Annotated in this window: 22 protein-coding genes; 4 read left to right on the forward strand and 18 right to left on the reverse strand. The window is 69.2% G+C overall.

Annotated features, from left to right (window positions below):
• Positions 1 to 52 precede the first annotated feature (52 nt).
• A complete protein-coding gene (locus tag F5544_RS36775; RefSeq protein WP_167477428.1) occupies positions 53 to 1,009 on the forward strand; it encodes a LysR family transcriptional regulator in 957 nt (318 codons plus the stop codon).
• A 48-nt stretch (positions 1,010 to 1,057) separates the two neighbouring features.
• Here F5544_RS36775 and F5544_RS36780 read toward each other — a convergent pair whose 3' ends face one another.
• From F5544_RS36780 to F5544_RS36795, 5 genes are all read right to left on the reverse strand, one after another.
• A complete protein-coding gene (locus F5544_RS36780; protein ID WP_174867470.1) occupies positions 1,058 to 1,960 on the reverse strand; it encodes a serine hydrolase in 903 nt (300 codons plus the stop codon).
• 45 nt (positions 1,961 to 2,005) lie between these two features.
• Complete coding sequence (locus tag F5544_RS36785) at positions 2,006 to 2,416, reverse strand: RidA family protein (protein ID WP_238846853.1); 411 nt, start codon at positions 2,414 to 2,416, stop codon at positions 2,006 to 2,008.
• Between the two features lie 41 nt (positions 2,417 to 2,457).
• The gene (locus F5544_RS46780; protein ID WP_238846854.1) at positions 2,458 to 2,838 is read right to left on the reverse strand and encodes a hypothetical protein; all 381 of its coding nucleotides are present in this window, start codon (positions 2,836 to 2,838) and stop codon (positions 2,458 to 2,460) included.
• Positions 2,839 to 2,904: 66 nt separating this feature from the next.
• Positions 2,905 to 4,200, reverse strand: a complete 1,296-nt coding sequence (locus F5544_RS36790; RefSeq protein ID WP_203217434.1) for a uracil-xanthine permease family protein — start codon at positions 4,198 to 4,200, stop codon at positions 2,905 to 2,907.
• Positions 4,185 to 5,288 (reverse strand): aryl-sulfate sulfotransferase, encoded by a 1,104-nt coding sequence (locus tag F5544_RS36795; protein ID WP_167477430.1) that lies wholly within the window; start codon positions 5,286 to 5,288, stop codon positions 4,185 to 4,187. Before F5544_RS36795 ends, F5544_RS36790 begins: the two co-directional genes overlap by 16 nt.
• A 138-nt stretch (positions 5,289 to 5,426) precedes the next feature.
• Here F5544_RS36795 and F5544_RS36800 point away from each other — a divergent pair, with 138 nt between their 5' ends.
• Positions 5,427 to 6,068, forward strand: coding sequence for a helix-turn-helix domain-containing protein (locus tag F5544_RS36800; protein WP_203217435.1), 642 nt, complete (start codon positions 5,427 to 5,429; stop codon positions 6,066 to 6,068).
• 206 nt (positions 6,069 to 6,274) lie between these two features.
• Here F5544_RS36800 and F5544_RS36805 read toward each other — a convergent pair whose 3' ends face one another.
• The 9 genes from F5544_RS36805 to F5544_RS36845 all read right to left on the reverse strand — a co-directional run bounded on the left by F5544_RS36805 (position 6,275) and on the right by F5544_RS36845 (position 12,343).
• Positions 6,275 to 6,553, reverse strand: a complete 279-nt coding sequence (locus tag F5544_RS36805; RefSeq protein WP_167479725.1) for a WhiB family transcriptional regulator — start codon at positions 6,551 to 6,553, stop codon at positions 6,275 to 6,277.
• A gap of 177 nt (positions 6,554 to 6,730) precedes the next feature.
• The gene (locus tag F5544_RS36810) at positions 6,731 to 7,081 is read right to left on the reverse strand and encodes a hypothetical protein (protein WP_167477431.1); all 351 of its coding nucleotides are present in this window, start codon (positions 7,079 to 7,081) and stop codon (positions 6,731 to 6,733) included.
• Positions 7,082 to 7,190: 109 nt separating this feature from the next.
• Positions 7,191 to 9,347, reverse strand: a complete 2,157-nt coding sequence (locus F5544_RS36815) for an ATP-dependent DNA helicase UvrD2 (RefSeq protein ID WP_167479726.1) — start codon at positions 9,345 to 9,347, stop codon at positions 7,191 to 7,193.
• 34 nt (positions 9,348 to 9,381) lie between these two features.
• Positions 9,382 to 9,849 (reverse strand): MarR family winged helix-turn-helix transcriptional regulator, encoded by a 468-nt coding sequence (locus F5544_RS36820; RefSeq protein ID WP_167477432.1) that lies wholly within the window; start codon positions 9,847 to 9,849, stop codon positions 9,382 to 9,384.
• A gap of 9 nt (positions 9,850 to 9,858) precedes the next feature.
• Positions 9,859 to 10,311: an EVE domain-containing protein gene (locus tag F5544_RS36825; protein ID WP_167477433.1), complete on the reverse strand. Its 453-nt coding sequence runs from the start codon at positions 10,309 to 10,311 to the stop codon at positions 9,859 to 9,861.
• The gene (locus tag F5544_RS36830; protein ID WP_167477434.1) at positions 10,308 to 10,730 is read right to left on the reverse strand and encodes an SRPBCC family protein; all 423 of its coding nucleotides are present in this window, start codon (positions 10,728 to 10,730) and stop codon (positions 10,308 to 10,310) included. Before F5544_RS36830 ends, F5544_RS36825 begins: the two co-directional genes overlap by 4 nt.
• A gap of 54 nt (positions 10,731 to 10,784) precedes the next feature.
• Positions 10,785 to 11,330, reverse strand: coding sequence for a redoxin domain-containing protein (locus tag F5544_RS36835; RefSeq protein WP_167477435.1), 546 nt, complete (start codon positions 11,328 to 11,330; stop codon positions 10,785 to 10,787).
• On the reverse strand, positions 11,327 to 11,899 hold the full coding sequence (locus F5544_RS36840) for a MauE/DoxX family redox-associated membrane protein (RefSeq protein ID WP_167477436.1): 573 nt from the start codon (positions 11,897 to 11,899) through the stop codon (positions 11,327 to 11,329). The genes F5544_RS36835 and F5544_RS36840 overlap by 4 nt, the downstream gene beginning before the upstream one ends.
• A 102-nt stretch (positions 11,900 to 12,001) precedes the next feature.
• Positions 12,002 to 12,343, reverse strand: coding sequence for a hypothetical protein (locus F5544_RS36845; protein WP_167477437.1), 342 nt, complete (start codon positions 12,341 to 12,343; stop codon positions 12,002 to 12,004).
• 37 nt (positions 12,344 to 12,380) lie between these two features.
• Here F5544_RS36845 and F5544_RS47205 point away from each other — a divergent pair, with 37 nt between their 5' ends.
• Positions 12,381 to 14,426 carry a mycoredoxin gene (locus F5544_RS47205; protein ID WP_167477438.1) on the forward strand — a complete coding sequence of 682 codons (2,046 nt, stop codon included), beginning with the start codon at positions 12,381 to 12,383 and terminating at the stop codon, positions 14,424 to 14,426.
• 51 nt (positions 14,427 to 14,477) lie between these two features.
• Here the strand turns inward: F5544_RS47205 and nudC are convergent, their stop codons facing one another.
• On the reverse strand, positions 14,478 to 15,377 hold the full coding sequence (nudC, locus tag F5544_RS36855; RefSeq protein ID WP_167477439.1) for an NAD(+) diphosphatase: 900 nt from the start codon (positions 15,375 to 15,377) through the stop codon (positions 14,478 to 14,480).
• A 23-nt stretch (positions 15,378 to 15,400) separates the two neighbouring features.
• Positions 15,401 to 16,456, reverse strand: coding sequence for a potassium channel family protein (locus F5544_RS36860; protein ID WP_167479727.1), 1,056 nt, complete (start codon positions 16,454 to 16,456; stop codon positions 15,401 to 15,403).
• A gap of 103 nt (positions 16,457 to 16,559) precedes the next feature.
• On the opposite strand from F5544_RS36860, the gene F5544_RS36865 reads away from it, so the two are divergent.
• Positions 16,560 to 16,964 carry a DoxX family protein gene (locus tag F5544_RS36865; RefSeq protein ID WP_167477440.1) on the forward strand — a complete coding sequence of 135 codons (405 nt, stop codon included), beginning with the start codon at positions 16,560 to 16,562 and terminating at the stop codon, positions 16,962 to 16,964.
• On the opposite strand, the gene F5544_RS36870 is transcribed toward F5544_RS36865, so the two are convergent.
• Both F5544_RS36870 and F5544_RS36875 read right to left on the reverse strand, forming a co-directional pair.
• Positions 16,921 to 20,559 (reverse strand): ATP-dependent DNA helicase, encoded by a 3,639-nt coding sequence (locus F5544_RS36870; RefSeq protein WP_167477441.1) that lies wholly within the window; start codon positions 20,557 to 20,559, stop codon positions 16,921 to 16,923. The genes F5544_RS36865 and F5544_RS36870 overlap by 44 nt on opposite strands.
• Positions 20,559 to 24,356 carry an ATP-dependent helicase gene (locus tag F5544_RS36875; RefSeq protein ID WP_428847200.1) on the reverse strand — a complete coding sequence of 1,266 codons (3,798 nt, stop codon included), beginning with the start codon at positions 24,354 to 24,356 and terminating at the stop codon, positions 20,559 to 20,561. The genes F5544_RS36870 and F5544_RS36875 overlap by 1 nt, the downstream gene beginning before the upstream one ends.
• Positions 24,357 to 24,438: the final 82 nt, after the last annotated feature.

Below are 24,438 nucleotides of genomic sequence, written 5' to 3' on the forward strand. Positions count from 1 at the left end.
GTCCAAGACCAGTCGGCGCGCCCACCGATATCCGAACCGATATCGTCGCAGCGTGGACCCCTTGCGCAAGCTGCGGTACTTCCTCGCCGTCGCCGAAGAATTACATTTCGGGCGGGCCGCCGAACGCCTCGGCATGGCGCAGCCGCCGCTGAGCCAGCGCATCCGCGAACTCGAAAAGGAGCTCGGCGCACGGCTGTTCGACCGCGGCAGCCGCCACGTCGAACTCACCGACGCGGGGCGGGTGCTGCTCACCGAATCCCGGGAGCTGCTCGCGCGCTGGGACCGCACCCGCACCCTGGTCGGCAAGGCGCATCGCGGCGAAATGGACGCGCTGCGGGTGGGAGTGCCGCCCGAACTGGCCGGCCGGGTGCTCGCGGCCATCGTCACCGCCTTCACGGGGCGGCATCCGGAGATCCGGTTGGATCTGCAGGAGCTCAGCACCGCCGAACAGGTCCGGCTGCTCGCCGACCGTCAGCTCGACGCCGGGCTGCTGCAACATCCGGCCGACGTCACCGGCCTGGAGTTGGGACCGGCCATCGATACGCCGTTGGGCGTTGTGCTGCCGCGGGATTCGGCGCTGGCCGCCCGCGCCGAGCTGACCGTGGCCGACCTGGCGGGGCAGGGATTGGTGATCTTCCCGCGCGCCGCCGCGCCGGGACTCTACGACCAAACCCTGCACACCTGCCGCGAGCGCGGCTTCCGGCCGACCGCGATCGTGCACGCGCGTAACCCGGAATTCGTACTGGGACTTGTGCTTTCGGGGCAGGGCGTGGCTTTCGATCAGGGCGCCGTCGCACAGAAGGAGCCGAGGGTGGTGTGGCGGCGGCTGCGCGACAACCCGCTCAATCGGCGGATGTCGCTGGCGTGGCCGTCTTCGGCCGCGCATCCGGTGGCGCGGGAATTGGCCGAGCTGATCGGGAAAGTGCTTCGGGACGACGGGGTTTCGACGCTGGTGCCCGCCGAGGACGAGGTGCGGCCGTGGCATGTCGTCCAGCTGCGGCGGCCGTAATAGCTTGGCGCAGAAGGTGTTTATTACCGATGCCGCCAGCGGTCGTCGCTATCGGATACCGCATTGGTCCGTGTGCCGTATCTCGGCGATCGCGGCCGCGGCGGCGGAGCCGATCACCCGGTCCACATCGGGCCTGCGCAGGTCCAGCGTCTGCGCGCGGGTGAAAACCGCTACCGCATAACGTGTTTCGTCGGGGAACTCGACTACGCCGATCTCGTTGCGCACACCGGGCAGCGTTCCGGTCTTGCTCCACACCGCCACGTCGGCGGGGAATGCGGCGGGCAAGCGCTGCTGGTTCACCTGATGTCCCATCAGCTCGCGCACCATCCGGCAGGCCTGCGGCGGGCCCGCCTCGTCGCGCGCGATGAGTTCCAACAGGCGGGTCATCTCACGCGGGGTGCTCGCGGTCGTGCGTGCGGGGTCGTATACCCGCATCGCGAATATCTCCGCCGCGGGCGATTCCCGGTAGCGGCGCGCGAATTCCGCCGCATCGCCCGCGCCGAGATCCTGCACCATCGTCAGCACCAGATCGCGCAGTGCGCCGACGATTCGGGTACGCACCAACCCGAGTTCGCGCATCAGCGACCGAACATTGTCCAACCCGACCCGGTCGAACAGCAGATCCGCCGCCGTACTGTCGCTCACCGACAGCGCGAACAGCGCCGCATCCCGCAAACTCAACTCCACATCGTCGGCGCATCCCGAAGTCCCGGCCCCACCCAACCGATCCGCCGCCTCTGCCCGCACCCGATCCCGCGGATCCACCTGCCCCGCCGCCACCTGCCGCGCGAACTCCACCACCAACGGCAATTTCACCACCGAAGACAGCACCACCAACTCATCCGCCCCCACCCCCACCTCGCCCCCACACCCCAAACACCGAGCATGCACCCACCCCCGCACCCCAACCCCCGCAAACATCTCCTGCACCCGCCCAGCATGCCCGAACATCGGACCCTGATCACCAGGGCCTGGGCGGCAACAGGTTTCCGCGCCTTATTCGGAGTCGGGCAGCAGGGCGAAGGCCTCGATTTCCATCAGTAGGTCGGGGTGGACGAGGGCGGCCACTTGGACGGCGGTGCTGGCGGGTAGGTGGGAGGGGGCGATGTGGGCGTCGCGGGCGGTGCGGATCGCGGGGAGGTGGGCGATGTCGGTGACGTAGTAGGTCAGCTTGATGACGTTGTCGAAGGTTGCGCCCGCGGCGGCGAGGCAACGGCGCAGGTTCTCGAATACCTGGCGGGCCTGGGCGGCCGGGTCGCCGGGGCCGACGACATTGCCGTCGGCGTCGAAGGCTATCTGTCCGGACAGCGCGACCATCCGGCCCGTTCCGATGACGACGTGGGTGTAGCCCTTGCCGGGAGCGACACCGTCCGGCTCGGCGATATAGGTGAGTTTCGTATCCTCCACCACCGCATCCTCGCATCCGAGGCGTGCACGGCCCCAACCGTTCACGGCACCGGTATGTACAGCGCCTCGAACGGTCCTTCGCCGATCGCCGCGGTGCGATGGCCCCGCCCGGTGGTGTCGGTGACCAGCAGCAGGTCGCCGGGACCGAACCGGCGGCGAGTTCCGTCGGTCACCTCCACCTCGATGACACCGCGCACCATCACCACCCATTGTTTGCGCGGCGCCGGATGCCAGGTGCCGCCGATCGTCTCGCTGCGCACGAATGCCACACCCGCCGCCGAAGGCAGCGCACCGAGGAACATCGGCGGAACGCCCGCGACAATGTGCTGCTCGGCCAGCGTGATTTCGGAATCCTCGAAGTCCGTGCCGCCGTCGACGGTCACGATGGTGCTGTAGCGCAGGCTGTCTCGCTTCGCGTTCATGAACGCAAGCATTGCCCGATATCGAGGCGCGCACGATTCCCTCCCGGGAATCCTGTTTCCGCACAATCACACTCGCGGTATCCGCACCGTATACAGCAGGTGCACAAGACAACCGACGACGGCGGCCATCGTGACGCCGCTGCCGAGGAGCAACCGCAGGTCGGTGGGGAAGGCGCGGTAGAGGTTCGGGGTCAGGATGGGCAGCAGACCCGCGGTGAGGGCGGCCGTCGCGGTGACGAGCGTTCCGTCGGCGGTCAGATCGATGCGCTCGAACATGCCGATGCCCGCCGCGACGATCATGGCGAAGGCGATGGCCGCGGTACCGCCGATGACCGGTCCCGGTAGCGAATTCACCAGTCGCCCAACAGGTGCGAGGAATGCAGTGAGGACAAGCAGCACACCGGTGCCCGCGGTGACGTAGCGGCTGCGGACACCGGTGAGCCGGAGCAGGCCGATGTTCTCGCCGCTGGTGACCATGGTCGGTCCGCCGAAGAGTCCGGACAGCAGCGAGGTCACCGCGTCACCGCGGATGGTGCGGCCCACCGTATGCGGCGTATCCAGTTCCCGGCCCACGATTTTCGCGTTGAGCACGGTCTGCCCGGCCGCCTCGGCCATGGATCCGATGCCGAACACCAGCAGTGGCACGCTGGCCAGTAGATCGAAATGCGGTGTGCCGAACGGGAACAGCCGCGGCAGCTGCACGACGCCCGATCCGGGTTGCCAGTGGAATCGGCCGAGCGCGGCCGCCGCCAGACATCCGGCCACCATGCCGAGCAGCACCGAGAGCCTGCGCCAGCCCGCCGGGAGGATTCGGTGCGCGAGCACCGTGGCGAGCACGGTCGCCGCGGCGAGTGCGGCGGCCGAGGCGGGCGGCTGATCGTCCGGCGCGGTGATCAGTGCGCCCGCGACCTTCACCAGGTTGACCCCGATGACGACGATCATGCTGGCGATCACCACCGCGGGCAGCCGGGTGACCAGCCGTCGCGCCACCGGCACCAGCACGAATCCCGCCGCCGCGGTGAGTATTACGGCACCGGAGGCGGTGGCCGGGCCGGACTCCTGCGCGATCTGGATGAACAGCACCACCGCCGCCCCGCCGGGCAGCATCACGAATGGCAGACCGGCGCCGATCCCGAAACGGCCGCCGGATTGCAGTATCGTCCCGACACCGCTGAAAAGCAGTGCGGCGCAAAGCAACGCGCGGATCTGCCCGTCGTCGAGGTGCAGGCCCCGGCCGATCAGCAGCACCGAGGTGATCGGCGTAGCGACCATCACCGCCATGTGTTGCAGCGAGGCGGCGAATGCCTTTGCTGGAGACGGTATTTCGTCGACAGGATGCGCCGACGTCACACGGCCAACCACGGAATATCCTCTGCCCGATACCGATACGCGCGGAAGATCGCGTTCGAGATCCCCGGGAATACCTCGGCGGTGCCGGGGTCCGGATACGCGGTGAACGATGGCACCACATACTCCCAGCAGATCCGTTGCGCCGCGGTGACTTCGAAGATCCGCCCGAACGCCGCCTCGGTGATCAGGGTGTTCCCGTTGGGCAGCCGCTGCGCGCCGCCCATGAACGGGGTGAAGAACGCCTCGCGCGGGGAGTCCTGATATCGCCACCCGATTTCCCCGGTGGCCGTGTCGATTTCGATGACCCGGCTGTAGGTGACCGATTCGCCGGTGCGGAAGGTGCCGTTGTCGAACACCAGGATTCGGCCGTCGCCGACGGGGGTCGCGTGATGCTGCTGCGCCACGGTGGTCCGGTCGGCCACGGATGTCACCTTGCCGGTATGCCGGTCGATCAGGATGACGGCGGAAACGCTGCGCAGGCTGGCGACGACGGTGTCGGCGTCGAGCGGGTACACACTGTTGATCAACGGCCAGTGCTCGCGCCAGTAGTGCGGTTGCAGCGGGAACTCGGCCGGGTCCAGCTGGTCGGCCGCCTTCCACTCCCACAACGAACTTCCGTCCGGCGCAACCTCTTTGATCACATCCGCCCAGACGACCCCGTCGGCTTCGGTATCGGCGACGCCGCCCCGGATTCGCCCGGCCGCCGCGCCGGTCAGCGGTTCTACGGCGGTGTACAGGATGCGGCCGTCGTCGTAGTGGTGCGCGTCGTGGTGCTGCAGCGGATCCCGGATTTCGTTGAGCAGCAGCCCATTCCGGTCATAGCGGCCCATCGAGCCGCCGCTGTATTTGCGCCACATGGCGAACGGCGCGAGTTCGAGCGTCGCACCGTTGTATGCCAGCGATCCGTCGGCGAGCAGACGCGCGTGCCGCCCGGGCCGATACGGCAGTTGCCAGCGGTGCACGACCGCCCCGGCGAGGTCGACGAGTTCGACGAGTCCGTTGGCGGCCAACGGCGCGTACAGCGTGTATCCGGGGGACGCCAGTTCGGGATCGCTGCCGATCAGCCCGGTACCGCGCCGCTTGAGCGTGTTCTGCTCCACCAAACCTCCTGAATATTCAGTGGCACTAAATATTCAGTACGCTAATCCGGTAACGAACACTTCCAATCACGCTGATGTAAAAGCTGTGCTACTCAATAGCCGGATCCACAATGAGCGGAGGAGAGAGGTTGGTGCAGAGTGAGTGAGTCCCCGGAGCGCGGCGCGCCCCCCGCTCCGCACGCCGATCGCGAACCGCCGTCCGATCCCGCCCGCTGGCAGGGGCTGGGCGATGTCATCCATCACCGCAGGCTCGCGGCCGGGCTCACGCTCGCCCAACTGTCGACCGGATCGGGACTGTCGGCATCGTTCCTCAGCCAATTGGAGAACGGCAGAACCAACGCGAGCCTGCGTTCCCTGCAACAGATTTCGGATGCGCTCGGCACCACCGCGACCGAACTGCTCGCGGCCGCCGACGCCGATCCGGGCGCGCTGCTGGTCCGCGCGGGCGACGGCCTCGCCCAGGAGCGCACCGGCTCCGACGGCACGGTCCGCGCACTGGTGCACGGCGCGAGGGATCTGCGCGCCCTGGAATTCACCGGTGGAACCACCCGGGGCACCCGCGAATTCGCGCACGGCAACGACGAATTGATCTATGTGGTGCACGGCAGCATCACCGTCGTCGTCGACGGTGTCGAATCGACGCTGTCCACCGGCGATGCCTACTACTGCGCGGGCGGCAGTAAACACCGCTGGTGGGCGCACACCCCGGAGACGAAAACGCTACTGTTCGCGGTCGCCGACGGTCTCGTGGTGCGCCGCGCCACCCATCGACCCCGCTGACGGAGTCAACGCCGGACCGGGTCCGGCGCTCACCGCGTCAGCGGAAATCGTTGCGGGACAACGCAGACGAGCCGCACACCCGATCTCGGGGTGAGCGGCGCGTCTGCTTTCTCGTTCCTGGGCCCGGCTCGGGTCCGTATACACGGGTGGGGCCTCAGCGACCGGAGGGAGGGAAGTCCCGGTTAACGGCATGAGCCCGAGGAGGCTCATGCCGAGACCGCGATCTTGCGCGGACGACCACGCGGGCGCTTGCGGGCGATCACGACACCCTGGTCGAAGATCTCACCGCCCCAGACGCCCCACGGCTCGCGCCGATCAATGGCCGCGTTCAGGCAGCCCTTGCGGATCGGGCACGAAGCGCACAGGGCCTTCGCCTCCTCCAACTGGACCGGGCTCTCGGCGAACCACAGATCGGGGTCCCCCACTCGGCACGGCACGGTGACCTCCCGGGTACGGGTCGGCCTGGCCACGGTCCGGCATGTCACGTCAGTAGTGGCCGACGGCCAGCTTTCTGCGGTGAACACGTCGTTCTCCTTCAGCTTGTTGCAGCGGTTCGTTTCGTTCTTTCGGCGAAACCGGTGCCGGTGGCTGAGGAGCCGGAAAATACTGGCCACGGTTTCGCTTTGAGCGATCCGTGGCCAGGAGGTCTGGGAGGGGTCTCCCTACCTAGGTCGACATCTGTGTCGACCCCTGATCACGGACGCTGGGTGTGCGGTACGGCGGAGGCGGGCTGCCCGCATCGGCGCCGGCGCATAACCGGCCTCGATGACGAAGGCGCCGGAAACTGCTTTCGCGGTTACCGGGTGCTGCCAGCCAGCGCTGGGCTTGTCCTGTTCGACGGTGCGAATCGGCGATTGCGTATCGATGACGTGCTTGTTCACCAGATGCAGCCGCTCGACGAATGCGCCGTCGAAGGACAGTCCGATCCCCTGCAAGGCGAGGAACCCCCGGGAGGCGGACACAGACGTATCCACCGCAACGCAATTGGCGCTGAAGTTCGTAATGCCGTTCATTGGTCTGCCTCCCTCCTTCTTCTCGTAATCGGTCTGTTCGATGTGCGCGCCGGAATCCCCTCCCGGTGCGTGCTTCCCACCATAGGCGACGGCCTATGAAGCCGACAACCTATTTTCTACCTGCGGTTTTATGGGCTTGACGGCGCCGAGTTGCCACCAGCGCCAACACATCCGCGCCGTACTGATCGATCTTCTTCGCCCCGATTCCCGGAATCGCGGCCAGCGCGGCGTCGTCGGCGGGCAGCTGCTCGGCGATGGCGGTGAGGGTGGTGTCGGTGAACACCACGAACTCGCGCACCCGCAGTGCCTGCGCCTTCTCCTCGCGCCAGGTCTGCAACATGCCGAGCAGTTCGGCGTCCAGTTCGGCCGGACACCGCCTGCATCGCCCGAGCATCGTCGCATACGTACCGATCAACGGCTTACCGCAGACCCGGCAATGCGGGCGAACGCCGTTGGCGCCGGTGTGCTCGACCGGCGCGGCGATCCGCGATGCGGGCGAATCGTCGGGGATCAGCCCGTTCAGGAAGCGCGACCGGCGGCGGGTGCGGCGGCCGCCCTCACCGCGGGCGAGCGCCCATGACAGCCGCAAATGCTCGCGCGCCCTGGTGACACCTACATAGAGGAGTCGCCGCTCCTCCTCCAGCGCGGCCTCATCGGCGACCGAGCCGTCGTCGGCCAGCACATGTGCGATGGGCATGGTCCCGTCGGACAGGCCGACCAGGAAGACGGCGTCCCATTCCAAACCCTTTGCGGCGTGCAGTGAGGCGAGCGTCACACCCTGGACGGTCGGCGGGTGCCGCGCCTCGGCGCGGGCGGCCAGCTCGCGCAGCAACCCGCCCAGTTCGAGTTCCGGATCGTGTCCGACCAGTTCCTCGGTGAGCTGCACCAGCGCCATCAGCGACGACCAGCGTTCCCTCGCCTGCGCGCCCGCGGGTTCGGTCGCGGTGAGCCCGTGCGGCGCGAGCGCGGCCCGGACCAGCGTGACAAGCGCTGTGCCGCTGCGGGATTGATCGGGCAGATCCTCGCGCGCGGCCACCTGACGCAGCGCGACCACCGCCTGCTTCACCTCGGGTCGTTGGAAGAAACCCTCGCCCCCGCGCACCTGATAGGGAATGCCGCGCTCGGTGAGCGCCTGCTCGTAGTTCTCGGATTGGGCGTTGATCCGGTACAGCACGGCGATCTCGGCCGCGGGCACGCCATCGGCGATCAGCTTTTCGATCGATGCGGCAACGGCATTCGCCTCCGCGGGCACATCCTCGTATTCGGCGAAGGACGGCTCCGGACCGTCCGAGCGCTGGCCGATCAGCTGCAATCGGCTGCCCGCGATGCGGCCGCGCGCCACCCCGATCACCCGGTTGGCCAGCGAAACCACCTGCGGGGTCGAACGATAGTCGCGTTCCAGCCGGACCACGGTGGCCTCCGGGAAGCGGCGGGAGAAGTCGAGCAGGTAGGCGGGCGTCGCGCCGGTGAAGGAATAGATGGTCTGGTTGGCGTCGCCGACGACGGTCAGATCGTCGCGGTCGCCGAGCCAGGCATCGAGCACCCGCTGCTGCAGCGGGGTGACGTCCTGGTATTCGTCCACCACGAAACTGCGGTAGCGGCCGCGGAATTCATCGGCCACCGCCGGATAGTCCTCCAGCGCCGCGGCGGTGTGCAGCAGCAGATCGTCGAAGTCGAGCAGCAACCCGTCGGGCGTGGTCTTGAGCTTCTCGTACGCGGCGTACACCTCGGCGATCCGCGCCGGATCGTATGGGGTGTCGCGATGCTGCCGCGCCGCGGCCGCCGGATAGTCCTCCGGTGCGATGAGCGTCGATTTCGCCCACTCGATCTCACCGAGCAGGTCGCGCACGCTGTCGGTATGCGTCGGCAGACCCGACGCGTGCGCGGCCTGGGCGACCAGCTGGAATTTGCCGTCGATCAGCCGCCACGGCACATCGCCGACGATCTGCGGCCAGAAGTACCGCAGCTGCCGCAGCGCGGCGGCGTGAAAGGTGCGGGCCTGCACCTGATTCGCATCGCCGCCGAGGCCGAGCGCGCGCAGCCGGTTGCGCAGTTCGCCCGCCGCGCGGGCGGTGAACGTCACGGCGAGCACCTGATCGGCCTTCACATGCCCGGCCGAGACCAGGTGGGCGATGCGATGGGTGATGGTGCGCGTTTTACCGGTGCCCGCGCCTGCGAGCACGCACACCGGACCGCGCGGGGCGCGCACGGCGGCGGCCTGCTCCGGATCGAGTGCGTCGAGGTCGGGGGCTGGCACGCGCTCAATGATGACAGCCCGCACCGACAAGAACCCGGGTGGCTCAGCCCCTGTCGCGCAGCATGCGCAGCGCCCCCGCGAAATGGGCGGCGTCGGATCCGAGCGGGGCGAAGAATTCCTGATCGCAGTTCTCCACCGCGACCAGCGCCCGATTGACAAGGGCCGCACCGGATTCGGTCGGCGCCAGGGATTTGGCCCTGCGGTCGTGCGGGTGGTCGCGCCGCTCGATCAGGCCCTTCTGTTCGAGCGTGCGCAGCACCTGCGAGGTCATCATCGGGTCGGTGGCGGCGTGTTCGGCCAGGTCGCGCTGCATCACCGGCTCCTCGCGGCGGGCCGCGAAGTAGGTGAGCGAGGCGAGCAGCACGAACTGGACGTGGGTGAGGTCGAAAGGCGCGAGTGCCGCACGCTGGGCCGCCTGCCAGCGGTTGGTCACCTGCCAGAGCAAGAGCCCGGGACTTTCGTCGGCGGCCGCGAAACGGGTGCGCAGACCGGGTGTTGCGGATTCACTCATCGTCCTCCCTCACGCCGGGGTCGTCTCGTCCAGCATCGCCGCGGAAATCACCGCGAAATCGTGCGCGCTGAGTTCGATCAGCCCGCGCCGCAACACGATTCCCCAGTTCGGCCTGCTCGTGAGATCCAGTTCGGCGCGCAACCGCTCGATCGGGATCTCCCGCGCGTCGGTCCGGTAGTGCACCGCCCGCCGCCACGGCTCGAAGCAGCCACCGCCCGGAGCGGCGACTCCCTCCATGACAGCCTGCCAGGCCGGCCGATCGGCGACGACCCCGATGGCGGTGAAGGCGCGGACCGGCGCACCGGCCCGCATACCTTCCCGTGGCGAGTAGTAGACGAGGCCGTCGCCCGGCGTCATTCGTTCGATGCCGTGTCGCTTGCCGTGATTGGCCTGGACGATCCCGAGTTCGACCCCGCGCAGGACGTGTTCGCGCGAAACTACGTTGAGCCAGTACTTGGTCACACCCGCACCGCCTCGGCGGCCGCGACCAGCGCCTCCAGATCGCGCTGCACACCCTCGGCCAGGTCGGCGCCCATGATCAGCTTCCACAGCCCGCGCAGCGGACCCTCCATCGAGATGGTGACGGAAACCGTTGTGCGACCGTCATTTTCGGTGACGTGATGCGCGAACACCAGTCGCGCGCCGATGAGCTTGGAGACGTCGACGAAATCGGTATCGGTCAACCGCTCGACGACGAACTTCACCTTCGGCCCACCCTTCGGCTTCAGCATTCCGGTGGCACCTTCCGCGAACGGCCCGTCCAGGCGAACCCATTCGGTGTCACCGTTCCACTCCGGCCAGGTGGCCATATCGGCCCACTTGGCGAAGAAGGCGGCGGGAGCGGCGGTCGAGGTGGCGCTTGCGGTAGCAATCTGTGTCATGTGAATAGTATGCGCGCTTACTAAATGCCTGTCAATCCCGACCGCGCGGCGAAGTCACGGACGCGCGAGATCCGGTTTCGTCGTGTTGGGAAGTTGACGGACGGCGTGGGTCGCGGCGGTGATGACGCCGTTGTCGTCGGTGAGATAGAAGGTGGGATAGGCCTGGATCCCGAAGGCCGTCGCGACGGCGCCCTCGCTATTCGGTTCGCAGACGAGTGTGGTTGTCGGAGTGAGCATTTCGACCATCGGGTCGGTCGCGTCCCGGGTGGTGACCATGGCGAGGACGTGGTCGCGGGCATAGCCGGCGCCCTGGATGTAGGCGATGAAGTCGGGCAGGTTGGTGCGGCAATGCGGACAATCGACCGCAAATAGCGCGATGGCAGCGGGGTGGCGCAGGTCGGTGTCGGCGAGGCGGCTGCCATCGATGGCGTGGGTGGTGAACGCCGGAATCGGGGTGCCGACGGGTAACGCCCGGGCGGTGGTTGCGCCGACGAGTTCTTCGAGCAGGTCGGAGTGCACCCGTATGCGGCGCACCAGACCATAGGTGACCAGCAGATTCAGTGCGGTGATGATCGAAAGCACGACAACGAGGATGTTCATCGCGGATGGTCCGGTTCGGTTCGGTTGTGGCGGGTGGGCGACGGCGCCGGACGGATCAGGTCGGCCAGATCGTCGAAAACGATGAGGGATGCGCCGAGTACGACCCCGGCGAAGGCGGCGATCCACCAGTCGGAGATCGCACGGGGGTGATGTCCCGTCGCGGTGGTGGCCAGGCCGATGCCAGTGACCATGAGCAGCAACAGATTACGGACGAGCTGAACCCCCGACACGGGCCGCGCGGAGCGCCCGAAACAGTGGCACGCGGTGGTGGCGCCGCGGCGCACCGCCGCGGCGATCGCGATGGTGAACGCGGTGAGTGTCGCGGCGGCGAGGACGAACCCGGCGATACCGGGCAGCAGCAGCGTGATCGTGACGGCCCATTCGGTGACGATCACCGCGGTCGCCACCGACTCGGCCGGGCGTCCGCGCAGCCGTGGGACGAGCCCCGCGACCGCGGCCCGGAACCTGCTCCGGGCCGCGGCTCCGAACTTTGCGGCCACCGCGGCGGCGAAGACCGTGACCAGCGCGATCCGCGCCGCCACCGCCACCGAACCGATCGGATCGATCACCGGCGGGACACCTCTTCGACACCTTGCCGGTCAACGGTCGGCGCGGCGCACGGCCCGCCGCGGATCGATTCCGTCATCCGTCCCGACATTCCGCGCTTCGGCCTACAGCACCTGGCATCGGCCGAGGCCGGAGTTCTGGAGGATGCAATGGCCTTCACAGCATTCGCGGTCCACCTTGCACTCACCCAACAATGGGACGCACATCCGGATGGGCGCCTTTCTACGGATGACCATCTTGCAGGTGATGGTGTCGGCGATCCGGTCGATGCGTTCGATCAATGCACTGGCCATCAGGTTCATCTCCTTGCTCACTGAACCCTGTGCACGGCTCCGGCGACCGCCGGTGCGGCCGTGACGACCGGCGCGGTGCACATCCTCAGGCTGCGCCAACCATCGGCACGACACGCCGAATCTCGAAATTAATTGTGCGACAATAAATTTCACCAAGCCGATGCCGGATGGGAAAGGCGGTCGGTGCGCGATGGGCGCGGTTGCGGTGTTCGTACTGGGGCTGGCCTGGCGGGCGGGCCGCCGAGCGGTGGTGGCCTGTGTCGCGGTGAGCCTGGTCCAGGCGGGCGCGGGGGCGGTCTCGGTGCTGACGGTGCGACATGCCGTCGCCACCGTCACCGGTGCTCGGGAGGCGGCGACGGCACTGCTCGTGCCCGCGGCCGTGCTGGCCGGGGCGGCATTGGTGTCGCAGACGTTGTCGGGAATCGCGTCGTATCTGCAGGCGGTGCTCGGCGAAAGGACCGCCCAGCTGGCGGTGCGGCGGGTGATGGTGGTCGCGGCGGCGGCCGAACTGATCCGCTACGAGGATCCGCGGTTCCACGACCGCGTGGTCCGGGCGCACACCACCGCCAACACCTACCCGCGCACGGTGGTGCAAGCGCTGCTCTCGGTGATGCACACCGCCATCTACGGTGTCGCGGTCGCCGCCTCGGTGGCCGTGCTGGCCTGGATGACGGTGCCGCTGCTGTTGCTCGCGGTACTGCCGATGTGGCTGGAAGCGCGCCGATCGAACCGCCGCTGGTACGAACTGGCGGTCTCCCAATCCGAAATCACGCGCAGCACAATGCATTTGGAGACCATGCTGACCGATCGCGGCGCGGCCGCGGAAATCCGCGCCTTCGCTGCCGGACCCACCCTGCTCGCACGCTGGCAGGACCTGCGGACCGAATTGCTGACCGAACAGATCCGGCTGCAGCGCATCACGGCGGTCCGGATGACCATTGCCCGCGCCGCGGGCGTCGCGGTGATGGTGGTGCTGGTCGCGGTCCTGGCCGTCGCGGCCGAGTCCGGTGTGCTCACCCTCGCGACCGCCAGCGCGGTCGTCGTCGCCGTTCAACTGCTCATGGGACAGCTCACCAGCGTCGCGACCACGCTGTCCATGATCGGGCGTGGGCGGTTGTTCCTCACCGACCTGATGGACTTCACCGAACTTCCCGCGGCGCGACCCGCACCGCCGCCGCACGCGTTTCGTACGCTCGCCGCCCACCGGCTCGGGTTCACCTATCCGGGGGCAGGCACCGCCGCACTCACCGATATCGAACTCGAACTGCGGGCCGGTGAGGTGGTGGCGCTCGTCGGCTACAACGGCTCGGGTAAGACGACACTGACCAAAATTCTCGCCGGACTGTACCCGCCGACCACCGGCCGACTGTCTCGCGACGGACAACCCCTCTCGGATGCCGACCGCCCGTCGCTGTGCGCCTCGGCCACCCTCGTACCGCAGACCCCGGGCCGATATCCGCTGTCGGCCACGGACAATATCGGCTTCGGCGCCGAACGACCCGATCCGGCCGCCGTGGCCGCCGCGGCCGACAACGCCGGTATTCACCGCCATCTCGCCGGACTGCCCGACGGCTACGACACCATCCTCAGCAAGGAGCGCAGCGGCGGCACCGATCTCTCCGGCGGGCAATGGCAGAAGATCGCCATCGCCCGCGGCTTCTATCGCGACACCCCGCTGCTCATCCTCGACGAACCCACCACCGGCCTGGATCCCGCCGCCGAGGCCGATATCTACCACCGGCTCCGTGCGCTATATGCCGGACACACCATCGTCCTGGTCACCCATCGCCTGGCCAACATCCGCGACGTGGACCGCATCTACGTCCTCGACAACGGCCGCATCACCGAATCCGGCACCCACGACGAACTGATCGCCCGCCGCGGCGCCTACCACCGGCTCTACACCCTCCAAGCCGCCGCGTACCAGACACCGCGGGCCAATGGAACAGGAGCAGACCGTACGGCGTTGAATGTCGGCGTGACCGATGTGAACCCCACCCTGACGATGTACTCGACCACCTGGTGCGGCTACTGCCGCAGGCTGAAGAAGCAGCTGGAGGAGGCCGGTATCAGCTACGTCGAGATCGATATCGAACAGGATCCGGCGTCGGCCGAATTCGTCGGCAGCGTGAACGGCGGCAACCATGTGGTGCCCACCGTCAAATACGCCGACGGCTCCACCGCGACCAACCCGTCGCTGGCCCAGGTCAAGCAGGCGCTGGCCGCAATGGCCTGAGCCGCGTCCACACACGCCGCACGAATGCGTGCGGCGTGCGTCTGTTCGCGCTCAGTCCCGCGCCGCCCAGGATTCCAGGATGGTGCGGGCGATCGAGATCGATCCGGGCAACAGCAGCCGCGCGCCCTCCCGCTTGGCCGACCAATCCCCCGCCGCCAGCGCCGCACGCACCTCGGTCCTGGTGAACCAGTACGCCTCGGCGATCTCACCGTCGGAGAACGCGAGCGACTGTTCCGGATCGGCGACGGCCGAGAAGCCGAGCATCAGCGAGCGTGGGAACGGCCACGGCTGGCTGCCCAGGTAGTGGATGTCGCGCACGTCGACACCCACCTCCTCCTTGATCTCCCGCGCGACGCAGCGCTCCAGCGATTCGCCCGCCTCGACGAATCCGGCGAGCAGCGAGAACAGCGTCTCCGGCCAGGTGTGCTGGCGGCCGAGCAGCACCCGATCGCCGCCGTCGTGCACCAGGCAGATGACGGCCGGATCGATGCGCGGGAACTCCTCGTCGCCATTCGCGCCGACCCGCGACCAGCCGCCCTTCACCGCGGTGGTCGGCGAACCGTCGACACCGTGGAATCCGGCCTTGTCGTGCCAGTTGAGCAGGGCGACCGCGGTGCCGAGCAGCCCGATGACGCGATCGTCGAAACCGCTGGACATGGCTCGCAGATCCGACAGCTCGCCGGTGAGTTCCCGATCGCGCACCGCCCACACGTGTTTGCCGTCATCGATGCCCAGGAACACCGCCGCCGGGCTCGGTTCCGGCGCCAATTCGACGGCCTTGTCGAAGATCAGCGCGCCATCGGCCAGCCGAACCTGACCGCGCCGGTTCACCCGCAGCAATTTGGCATCGGCCCAGCCGTCCTTCAGCGCCTGCTCGTCGCCGCGGACCTCCTCGGCCCGGTCGTGGGAGGAACGGGAAAGCAACGGAACGGCATTCAGCTCAAAGGACACGCCTCCGAGGGTAACGGGCGAGATTACTTGCCGGCGCGGCGGATATACAGCAGTTTGTCGCCCGCCTCCAGCGAATCCACCTCGGGCTCACCGACCCGCACCAGCACCGAACCGCGCACGACGCCGAGCACGATATCGCCGAGATGCCTTGGCGAGCCGCCGATTTCGGCTGGCTCCACCTCGCGCTGGGCGATCGCGAAACCCTCCTCCGGGGTGAGCAGGTCCTCGATCATCTCCACCACGCTCGGGGTGGCGGTGGCGATGCCGAGCAGCCTGCCCGCGGTCTCCGAGGACACCACCACCGAATCCGCGCCGGACTGGCGCAGCAGATGGGTGTTCTCGGCCTCGCGGATGGCGACGACGATCTTGGCGGTCCGGCTGAGTTCCCGCGCGGTCAGCGTGACCAGCACCGCCGTATCGTCCCGATTCGCCGCGACGATCACCGACGCCGCATGCTGTGCGCCCGCCAGGCGCAGCACATCCGACTGGGTCGCCGAACCTTGCACGGTGACCAGGCCCGCATTACCCGCGGCCGCGAGCGCGACGGCATCGGTGTCGACCACGACGATATCGGCGGGTTGCACGCCGTCGCCGAGCATGGCGTCGATCGCGGTGCGGCCCTTGGTGCCGTAGCCGACGACCACGGTGTGATTACGCACTCTGCGCCTCCAACGCTGAATCTTGAAAGCCTGCCTGGAGCGTTCGGTCAGCACACCGAGCGTGGTGCCGACCAGGACGATGAGAAAAAGGATGCGCAGCGGGGTGATGATCACGGTATTGGCCAGCCGCGCGGCCGGGCTGACCGGAGCGATATCGCCGTATCCGGTCGTCGAGAGCGAGACCGTCGCGTAGTAGAGGGCATCCAGGAAGCTCAGCTCGCCGCCCGCGTTGTCGTGGTAGCCCGAACGCCCGAGATACACCACCAGGGCCGCGGCGAACAGCAACGCGATGGCGAACAACACCCGGCGCAGCAGCGACCGCCACGGGCTGGTCTGTATCTCCGGAATCTTCAGCAGGCCGACAAGGGCGAAATCGGGGTGTCCGGCCAGCCCGAGCCGGGGCGCGCGTACACCGAACACGCTCGCGGTACTCGGCCGACTCGACACGCACCGCAGCCTACCGGCTCCCGCACGCGGTCGCGGGTCTCGACGCGAACCCTCGGCAAATGAAAGGGTGACGGATATGGCTGACAACACCCCATCCGACGGCGGCCGCAGGCCCGCGCTGTGGCTGGCCGCCCTGCTGTTCGGTTCCGGCATCCTGCATTTCGCCTGGCCGAAACCGTACGACGCGATCGTGCCGAGGGCACTGCCCGGCAAGGCGCGCGACTGGACCTATGTATCCGGTGCCGCCGAGCTCGGGGTGGCCGCCGCGCTGGCGCTGCCGCGCACCCGCAGCCTCGGCGGGCGGCTGGCCGCACTGCTGTTCATCGCGGTCTTCCCGGCGAATGTGCAGATGGCCGTGGACGTGGTTTCGAATCCCAAAGCGCCGCAGGTGTTCAAGCTCGGCACGGTACTGCGGCTGCCGCTGCAGCTCCCGCTGATCACCCAGTCGCTGAAGGTGAGTCGCCAGGCGCGGCGTTCCTGATCAGCTCCGCGAGTTCGGCGGGGCCGGCCAGGGTGCGCGGGGCGATGGTGCGGCCGGTGCGCACGTAATGGAATGCGGCGCCGACCTTTTCGAGCATATCGGCCTCGGGCGCGCCGGTCCGCGCCGCCATCAGGCGCGCCCAGGCCAGGCGGTAGACGGCCAGCTGCATGGCGACGGCGGGTTCCTCGGCGCGCGTCGGTTCGGCGCCGGTCTTCCAGTCGACCACGATCCAGCCGCCGCCCGGCTCGGCGAATACCGCATCCATCCGGCCGCGAATCACGGTGCCCGCGATGGAGGTTTCGAACGGCACCTCCACATCGATCGGGCTGCGGTTGGCCCACGCGGAATTCAGGAACGACTCCTGCATCTTGATCAACTCCGCGTCCGCGGCATCGGGTGCGCCGCCGTCGGCCGCGCCGGGCAGCTCGTCGAAGCCGAGCAGGCGGCTGGCGGCGAACCAGCGCTGCACCCAGGCGTGGAACGCGGTTCCCCTGCGGGCCAACGGATTCGGCGGATACGGCAGCGGGCGGCGCAGGCGGGCGGCGAGTTTCGTCGGATCGGCGCGCAATTCCACCAGCGCCGTCGCTGGGAGCTGTCCGGGTAGTTCGACCTCCTGGGCGGCGGCCTCGGTGGCCGCGAATTCGGCGAGCAGGGCGTCGACGTCGGCGACCCAGCCGTCCGGGTCGTCCGGGTCCGCGGCCGGTTGTTCACCGAATTCGGCTGGGGCGAAGTCGTATTCGGTGAGGTAGTCGTCGTCCGGGGGTGGGGTGAGGTCGGCGAAGTAGTCGTCGGGTGGTTCCGGTGTGTGGCCGTACGCATCTTCGTGGGATTCATGGCCGACGGCGGTGTCCGCGAGGTGATCATCGGCCGAGTCGGGTTCCGTTGCGGTGTTCCGTATTTCAGAATCGGCGGCGTGGCCGGGCCGTGTGCCGGTCTCATTCGAGGCGCTACCGGCCGGTTTCTTTGGACGCAACCGCAATTCGTCCAGCGCCCGGCGAACCAACATGGCGCCCTGTTCGATGGGGTCGCGGCGATTGCCGAGGGGATCGCGGGGCCATTCGGCGGTGGCCGGATTATCGGTGAACGGGTTGACGGCGTCGATGTCCGGCGCGTCGGCCCATTCGTCGACGGTGAGCACGCCGTAGGCGCGGCTGTCCGGGGATTCGCTCGCGCTCTTCAGTTCGAGCAGGAAGTCGGACGGCCCTTTGGGGGTGGTTCCGGTTTCGGCCCAGTGATGCGCCGAAACCAGCAGTGTGCGTTCGGTTCTGGTGAGCGCGACATAGAACAGGCGGCGCTCCTCGTCGATGCGGCGGCGATCCAGCGCCTCCTTGTGCGCCTTGATGGCGCGTTCCAGCTCGGCGCGGTCGTAGAGTTCGGACAGCTCGAGGACCGGAACACCCTCCGCGGCGTCGTCCTGTTGCCGATCGCCACGCAGGGTGGTGGGCAGTTCGGCGAGTGCGCCGAGCCAGGTGCCCGCGGCGGCGCCGGACGGGAAGACGCCGCGCACCACGTGCGGCACCGCGACCACCTCCCATTCCAAACCCTTTGCGGCGTGGACGGTCAGCACCTGCACCCGGTCACGGGCGACCTCGACCTCACCCGGTTCCAATCCGTTCTCGACCGATTCCGCGGCGGTGAGGAAGGCGAGCAGGCCGCCGAGCGATGCGCCGGTATCGGCCGCGTAGCCGGCCACCACCTCGGCGAAGGCGTCGAGATGTTCGCGGCCCGCGCCGGTGCCCGCCATGGCGCGGCGGGCCTGCGTCTCCACGCCGACGCCGATGGTGCGTTCGACATCGGCGACGAGTTCGGTCAACGGTTGACCGGCGCGCTCGCGCAGCGCGGCCAGCTCCCGGCCGAGCGCCTCGATGCGCGCGTATCCGGCGGCCGAATAGTGTTCCGCCGGACCGGGATCGGCGATCGCGTCGGCCAGACCCGCCTGTTCGGCCGGTTCCGGCGCCACCTCGCGCAGCGCGTCGGCGAGTGCGGCGCTGTCGGTGATCTCCGCCGCGTCACCGGTATGCGGGCGGATCGAGAGGTCGCGTGCCCGGCGGGCGAGCGCGGCCAGATCGGTGACGCCGATGCGCCAGCGGGCGCCGGTCAGTATCCGCATGGCCGCGCTGCCCGCGCCGGGTTCGGCGATGAGGCGCAGGGTCGCCACGATATCGGCGACCTCGGGTGTTGCCAGCAGTCCGCCGAGTCCGACGATCTCGACCGGCAATCCCTTGGCGCGCAATGCCTCCGCCAGCGGCGCGGCATCGGCGTTGCGGCGCACCAGAACCGCGGAGGTCGGCGGGACCGCATCCGCCGCCCGACGTTCGGCCCATTCCGCGGCGATGCGCTCGGCGATCCACTCGCGTTCGTCGGCAACGGTTTCGGTGAGCGCCAATGCGACGACGCCGGATCCGGCATCGGGTTTGGCGCGCAACGCGTCGACGGTGACTCCCCCGGCGTCGATCGCCTTGCGCCGCAACGGTTCCGCGACCAGATTCGCGAGCGCCAGTGCCTCGGGCGGGTTGCGCCAGCTGGTCAGCAAGGGCAGCGTCGGCGCGGGAATCCCTGGGGCGCTGGGGAAATCGGTCGCGAAACGCGGGAGGTTGGCCGCGGAAGCGCCGCGCCAGCCGTAGATCGATTGCATCGGATCACCGACCGCCGTCACCGCCAGGCGCGACGCCGCGGCGAATTCTCCCACGCCGCCGAACAATGCGGACAGCAGCACGCGCTGGGCGTGGCCGGTGTCCTGATATTCGTCGAGCAGCACCAGGCGGAATTTGGCTCGTTCGGCGGCGGCGACCTCGGGATGTTCGGCGGACAACCGCGCCGCCAACGACATCTGCGCGCCGAAATCCAGTGCGCCCCTGCGCCGTAACGCCTCGTGCAGCCGCAGCACCAGCGGCAGCAGCGCGACCCGTTCGCGTTGCACCTGGAGAATGCCCAGCAGCGTCTGACTCGGCCCGCCGCGCTGACGCGGACCGGCGGGCAGCGTGTGCACCAACTTCTCCAGCACGGTGTGCGCCTCGGCCAGCTGCTCCGGTTCGACGAGGTGTTCGGCCAGCTGACCGGACAGGGCCAGCACCGCCTCGGTGACCGAGACCGGCGTGCGCTCGGTATCCAGATCACCGTCCCAGGTGCGGACCACCTGGTGCGCGAGCTGCCAGAGCTGGGTCTCGGTGAGCAGCGTCGCCGCGGGCTCGACCGGCAGCAGCAGACCGTGCTCGGACAGCAACCTGCCCGCATACGAGTGGTACGTGCTGATCTCTGGTTCCGCACCGGCGAGCTGGGTGCGCAGCGCGCCCGACGGGTCCAGCTCGCGCAGCAGCGGCGACCCGGCCAGCCTGGCCAGCCGGGTGCGGATGCGAGAAGTCAGCTGCTGTGCGGCTTTTCGGGTGAAGGTGAGGCCGAGCACCTCATCGGGCAGCACCAGCCGGTTCGCCACCATCCACACGACGCGGGCGGCCATCGTCTCGGTTTTGCCCGCGCCCGCGCCCGCGACGACGAGGGTCGGGCCCGGCGGTGCGGCGATCACCGCGGCCTGCTCGTCGGTGGGGGCGGGCAGGCCGAGCGCCTCGGCCAGCCGCAGCGGGGTTACAGGGGCCACTACTCGTCGGTCACCTGCCTCCCGGCGTCCTGCACCGGGCAGCTGCCGGATACCGAGCAGTGGCGGCAGCCGTCGTTGCGCATGGCGAGATAGCTGGGGCCCCGGGTCGCCGCCGCCGCGTCGTGAATTGTGGTGCGCCACTTGTCGAGCGCCTCGGCGTCGAGCGGCGGCTGCATGCGCTGGGTCGCGCCCTCCTTGCTGCTCGGTTTGGCGACGTAGACCAGCCGGGCGCCGCCGGGCTCGCCGAGATCGCCCGCTGCCATCCCGGTCTGTTCACCCGGCTCCGCACGACCGGATTCGCCTGCCGCACCATCGGATTCAACCGCGTCCCGGCCGGATTCGGCGGATGCCACGCCGGTGTCGAGCGCACCCATCGCGGCGGCGACCTGATAGGTCGCCAGCTGGGCGTGATCGACGGCGGCCTGTTTGGTGACCGGCGTCTTCCCGGTCTTCACATCGACGATCACGAAGCGGCCGAGCGCATCCCGCTCCAACCGGTCCACTCGGCCCCGAATGCGTACGGGCCGTTCGTCTTCCGCGCGCGCGGGCAGCACACAGTCGACCGGCACCTCCACCCCGGCCTGGGTGAGCTCACCGCGGGTGTTGCGCACCCAGGACATGAAGGTCTCCAGCATGGCCTCGGTGCGCCGCCGCTCCTGCCGGGAATGCCAGCCGGTGCCCGGGTCGACGGCCTGCCAGGCCCGGTCCAGCGCCGCGCGCACCTGCGCCTCCGGCACCTTACCCGCCAGCGCCTGCACCAGGGTGTGCACCAGGTTGCCCTTCACCGCGTGCGGGTTGTCGCCGTCGGTGCCGCCGTGCCGCTCCAGCGCCCAGCGCAGCGGACAGGTGCGAAGCAGCTCCACCGTCGACGGCGAAAGGGCAACGGCGGATTCGGTTTCCGCCCACAGCGGGTCGGCCGAGCTGAGTTCGGCGGTGCCGTACCAGTCGTCGGGATGGGTGCCGGGCACACCGGCGTCGGCCAGCCGGGCCAGCTGCTCGGCCGCGCGTTGCCTGCGCTCCGGTTCGGATTCGGGATCGCAGACCGCGCCGCGCAATTCGGCCACCAGCGCGTGCATCACCAGCGCGCGGCCCGGATCGACCACCGGCAGCAGACCCGGTTCGGCATCGTCGTCGTGGCCGAGCAGCTCCGACAGGAATCGCGACGGCACCAGATCTCGTTCGCCCGCAACCGATTCCACCGCGGTGACCAGTAGCGACCTACACGCCCTGCTGCACGCCACCAACAGCAGCCTGCGCTCCTCGGCGAGGATCGGCGCGGCCCGGCTCACCCGCTCGCCCGGTTCGGCGATGCCCGCGGTGAGATCGATCAGGTCCTCGGTGTTGAGCAGGGTGCCGCGCGGGCGCGGATTCGGCCAGATGCCCTCCTGCACCGCCGCCACCGCGACGACATCCCATTCCCGGCCCGCCGCGGCATGCGCGCTGAGCAGCGCCACCGCGTCACCCGGCGCGGTGAGCGGTGCATTGTCGAACGGGATCTCCTGCTGGGCAAGGTATTCCACGAAGCCGTCGATGCTCGCGCGCGGCAGCCGGTCGACGTAGGCCGCCGCGGCGTCGAAGAGGCCGACGGCCGCGTCGAGGTCGCGGTCGGCCTGCATGCCCGCCGCGCCGCCGCGCCGGGATTGCGCCAGCCAGCGCCGCTCCAGCCGCGAGGCGGTCCACAGCGCCCACAGCACGTCCTCCAGGCCCGCGCCGCGCTTACGCGCCTTCGTCGCTCGATCCAGCGCGCCGAGCACCCGGCGCAGTGGCGCCGATTCCACCTCGGTCAGACCGCCGAGGATGGCCGGGTCGCCGATGCCGATCATCAAGTCGCGCAGCACTTCCGCCGAGGACATATCGGACAGCGAACGCCGCTGGCGCGCACCCTCTCTTGATTCCTGGGCGGATCCGGTGTCGATTCCATCCGCATTCGCTTGATCGTCATCCGCGGACCGATCGCCGATCGAAAGCCCGACATCGTCTCCCGGTTCGCGTGAAACGGCTGCGACCGTGGCGTTTTCGGTGCCGGGCAGATCGGCACCGTTTTCACTATCGGCTAGATCGTCCGCACCATCGACCTCGCGGTCACGATCGCCGTATCGATCCGCACCCGAGGTCCACTGCTCATCGATGCCGTACCAATCGGATTCGTCGACCATCCGTTCGGCGTCGGTGAAATACCGTTCGGGCACTTGGTCATTCGGCGGGGTATCGGCCGGTTCCACCGGCTCCCAACCGGGTGCGGCCGAGCGTCCCCTGATCCGCTCGAATTCCAGGACGCTGCGGCGGATTCCGCGACGCAACCGGCGCAGCGCGATCTGGTCGGCGCCGCCGAGCGGTCCGGACAGTAGGTCGAGCGCGTCTTCCGGGGTGAAGGATTCGGATCGCCGTCCCTCGGAAAGCAGTGCCCGCAGCGCGAGCAGCATCCAGGCCGCGCCGCGCCGCCGAGCCAGCGGCGTATCCAGCACCGGCTGCTGCACCGGCACCCCGGCGGCCAGCAGGGCCCGCCGCAGCGGGGCCAGCGAGAGCGGCACCGAGCGCACGATCACCGCCATCCGCGACCACGGGATCCCGCCCGTGAGATGGGCCCGCCGCAAATGGTCGGCGATCAGCGCGGCCTCCTTCGCGGGGGTCGCGAGCACCCGGACCCGGACCGAGGCGCCGTCGCCCGCCTCCGCATCGGGCCGCGCAGGCACCGGAATGCGGTGCGGCGCACTGCCCGGCAACCTGGCCGCGATCCTGGCGACCGCCACCCGCACCGCGCCGCCGCAGCGGTGGTTGTCCCGCAAGACGATTCGCCGCTCGTCGGGGGCGTCCGGATCGGCGATGAAGCGCGGATCGGCGCCGCGGAAGGCGAAGATCGCCTGGTCCGGATCGCCGGCCAGCACCGTCGTCGCCGTCGCGCCGATCGCGCGAATCAGCATGGCCGCCTGCGGATCCAGGTGTTGCGCATCGTCCACCAGCAGGTATCGGATGCGTTCGCGTTCGGCCGCAAGCAGATTCGGATCTCCGGCCAGGGCATCCAATGCCGCGCCGACGAGTTCGGCGGCGTCGAGTGCGGGCGCGGTGGCCTCCGGCGCGTCGACGCCGACCGACCAGCGCAGCAGCATCGACTGCTCGTAGCGGATGGCGAATCTGCCCGCGGCCACCCATTCCGGCCGGTCGTGTTCGCGGCCGAGGCGCACCAGATCCTCCGGCCCGAGCCCGCGTTCGGTGGTGCGCAACATGAGATCGCGCAACTGTTCGGCGAATCCGGTGAGGCCGAGTGCGGGCCGCAGGCGTTCCGGCCACAGCCCGCGCGCGCCCGCCGCGATATCGGCGAGGTCGCCGCGCAGCATTTCGCGCAGCACCGCATCCTGTTCGGCACCGGTCAGCAACCGGGGCGGCGGATTGCCGTGCGCGGCGGCATGCCTGCGCAGCACCGCGAACGCGTAGGAGTGGATCGTGCGCACCAGCGGTTCCCGGGTGGCGCCGGGCACACCGCCCTCGCCGTCGGGATCCGGGGTGAGCCGCGCGGTGACGGCGTCGCGGACGGTCGCCGCCGCCCGCTTCGAATGGGTCAGTACCAGCACCGATTCCGGATCGGCCCCGCCGCCAACGCGGGACGCGGCCAGCTCGACCAGCAGCGCGGTCTTACCGGTCCCCGGTCCACCCAGCACCTGCCACGGCCGCCAACCCGGCCGCACCGGCCCGGTCTCGGACAGCGCGTCGAACAGTGCGCGAACGTCGGCGCCCCAGGCCAGAGGCCGGGGTGCCGCCACGTTCCGGCGAACAAGTCGCACCGCGCTATCCGATCGCACCACGCGGGCTATTGCAACAGACGGCCCTGACACGCCACGCGGCACGTCGGGACACACCGCCCGGCGGGCGAATTTCGTCACA

This window comes from Nocardia arthritidis, assembly GCF_011801145.1.
Classification (GTDB): domain Bacteria; phylum Actinomycetota; class Actinomycetes; order Mycobacteriales; family Mycobacteriaceae; genus Nocardia; species Nocardia arthritidis_A.

Bases quoted from the DNA above. Each gene is read 5' to 3' on its own strand.
- F5544_RS36780 (WP_174867470.1), bottom strand. From the start codon at position 1,960: ATGTTCGGGCATGCTGGGCGGGTGCAGGAGATGTTTGCGGGGGTTGGG.
- F5544_RS46780 (WP_238846854.1), bottom strand. From the start codon at position 2,838: ATGAACGCGAAGCGAGACAGCCTGCGCTACAGCACCATCGTGACCGTC.
- F5544_RS36810 (WP_167477431.1), bottom strand. From the start codon at position 7,081: ATGAACGGCATTACGAACTTCAGCGCCAATTGCGTTGCGGTGGATACG.
- F5544_RS36820 (WP_167477432.1), bottom strand. From the start codon at position 9,849: ATGAGTGAATCCGCAACACCCGGTCTGCGCACCCGTTTCGCGGCCGCC.
- F5544_RS36830 (WP_167477434.1), bottom strand. From the start codon at position 10,730: ATGACACAGATTGCTACCGCAAGCGCCACCTCGACCGCCGCTCCCGCC.
- F5544_RS36835 (WP_167477435.1), bottom strand. From the start codon at position 11,330: ATGAACATCCTCGTTGTCGTGCTTTCGATCATCACCGCACTGAATCTG.
- F5544_RS47205 (WP_167477438.1), top strand. From the start codon at position 12,381: ATGGGCGCGGTTGCGGTGTTCGTACTGGGGCTGGCCTGGCGGGCGGGC.
- F5544_RS36865 (WP_167477440.1), top strand. From the start codon at position 16,560: ATGGCTGACAACACCCCATCCGACGGCGGCCGCAGGCCCGCGCTGTGG.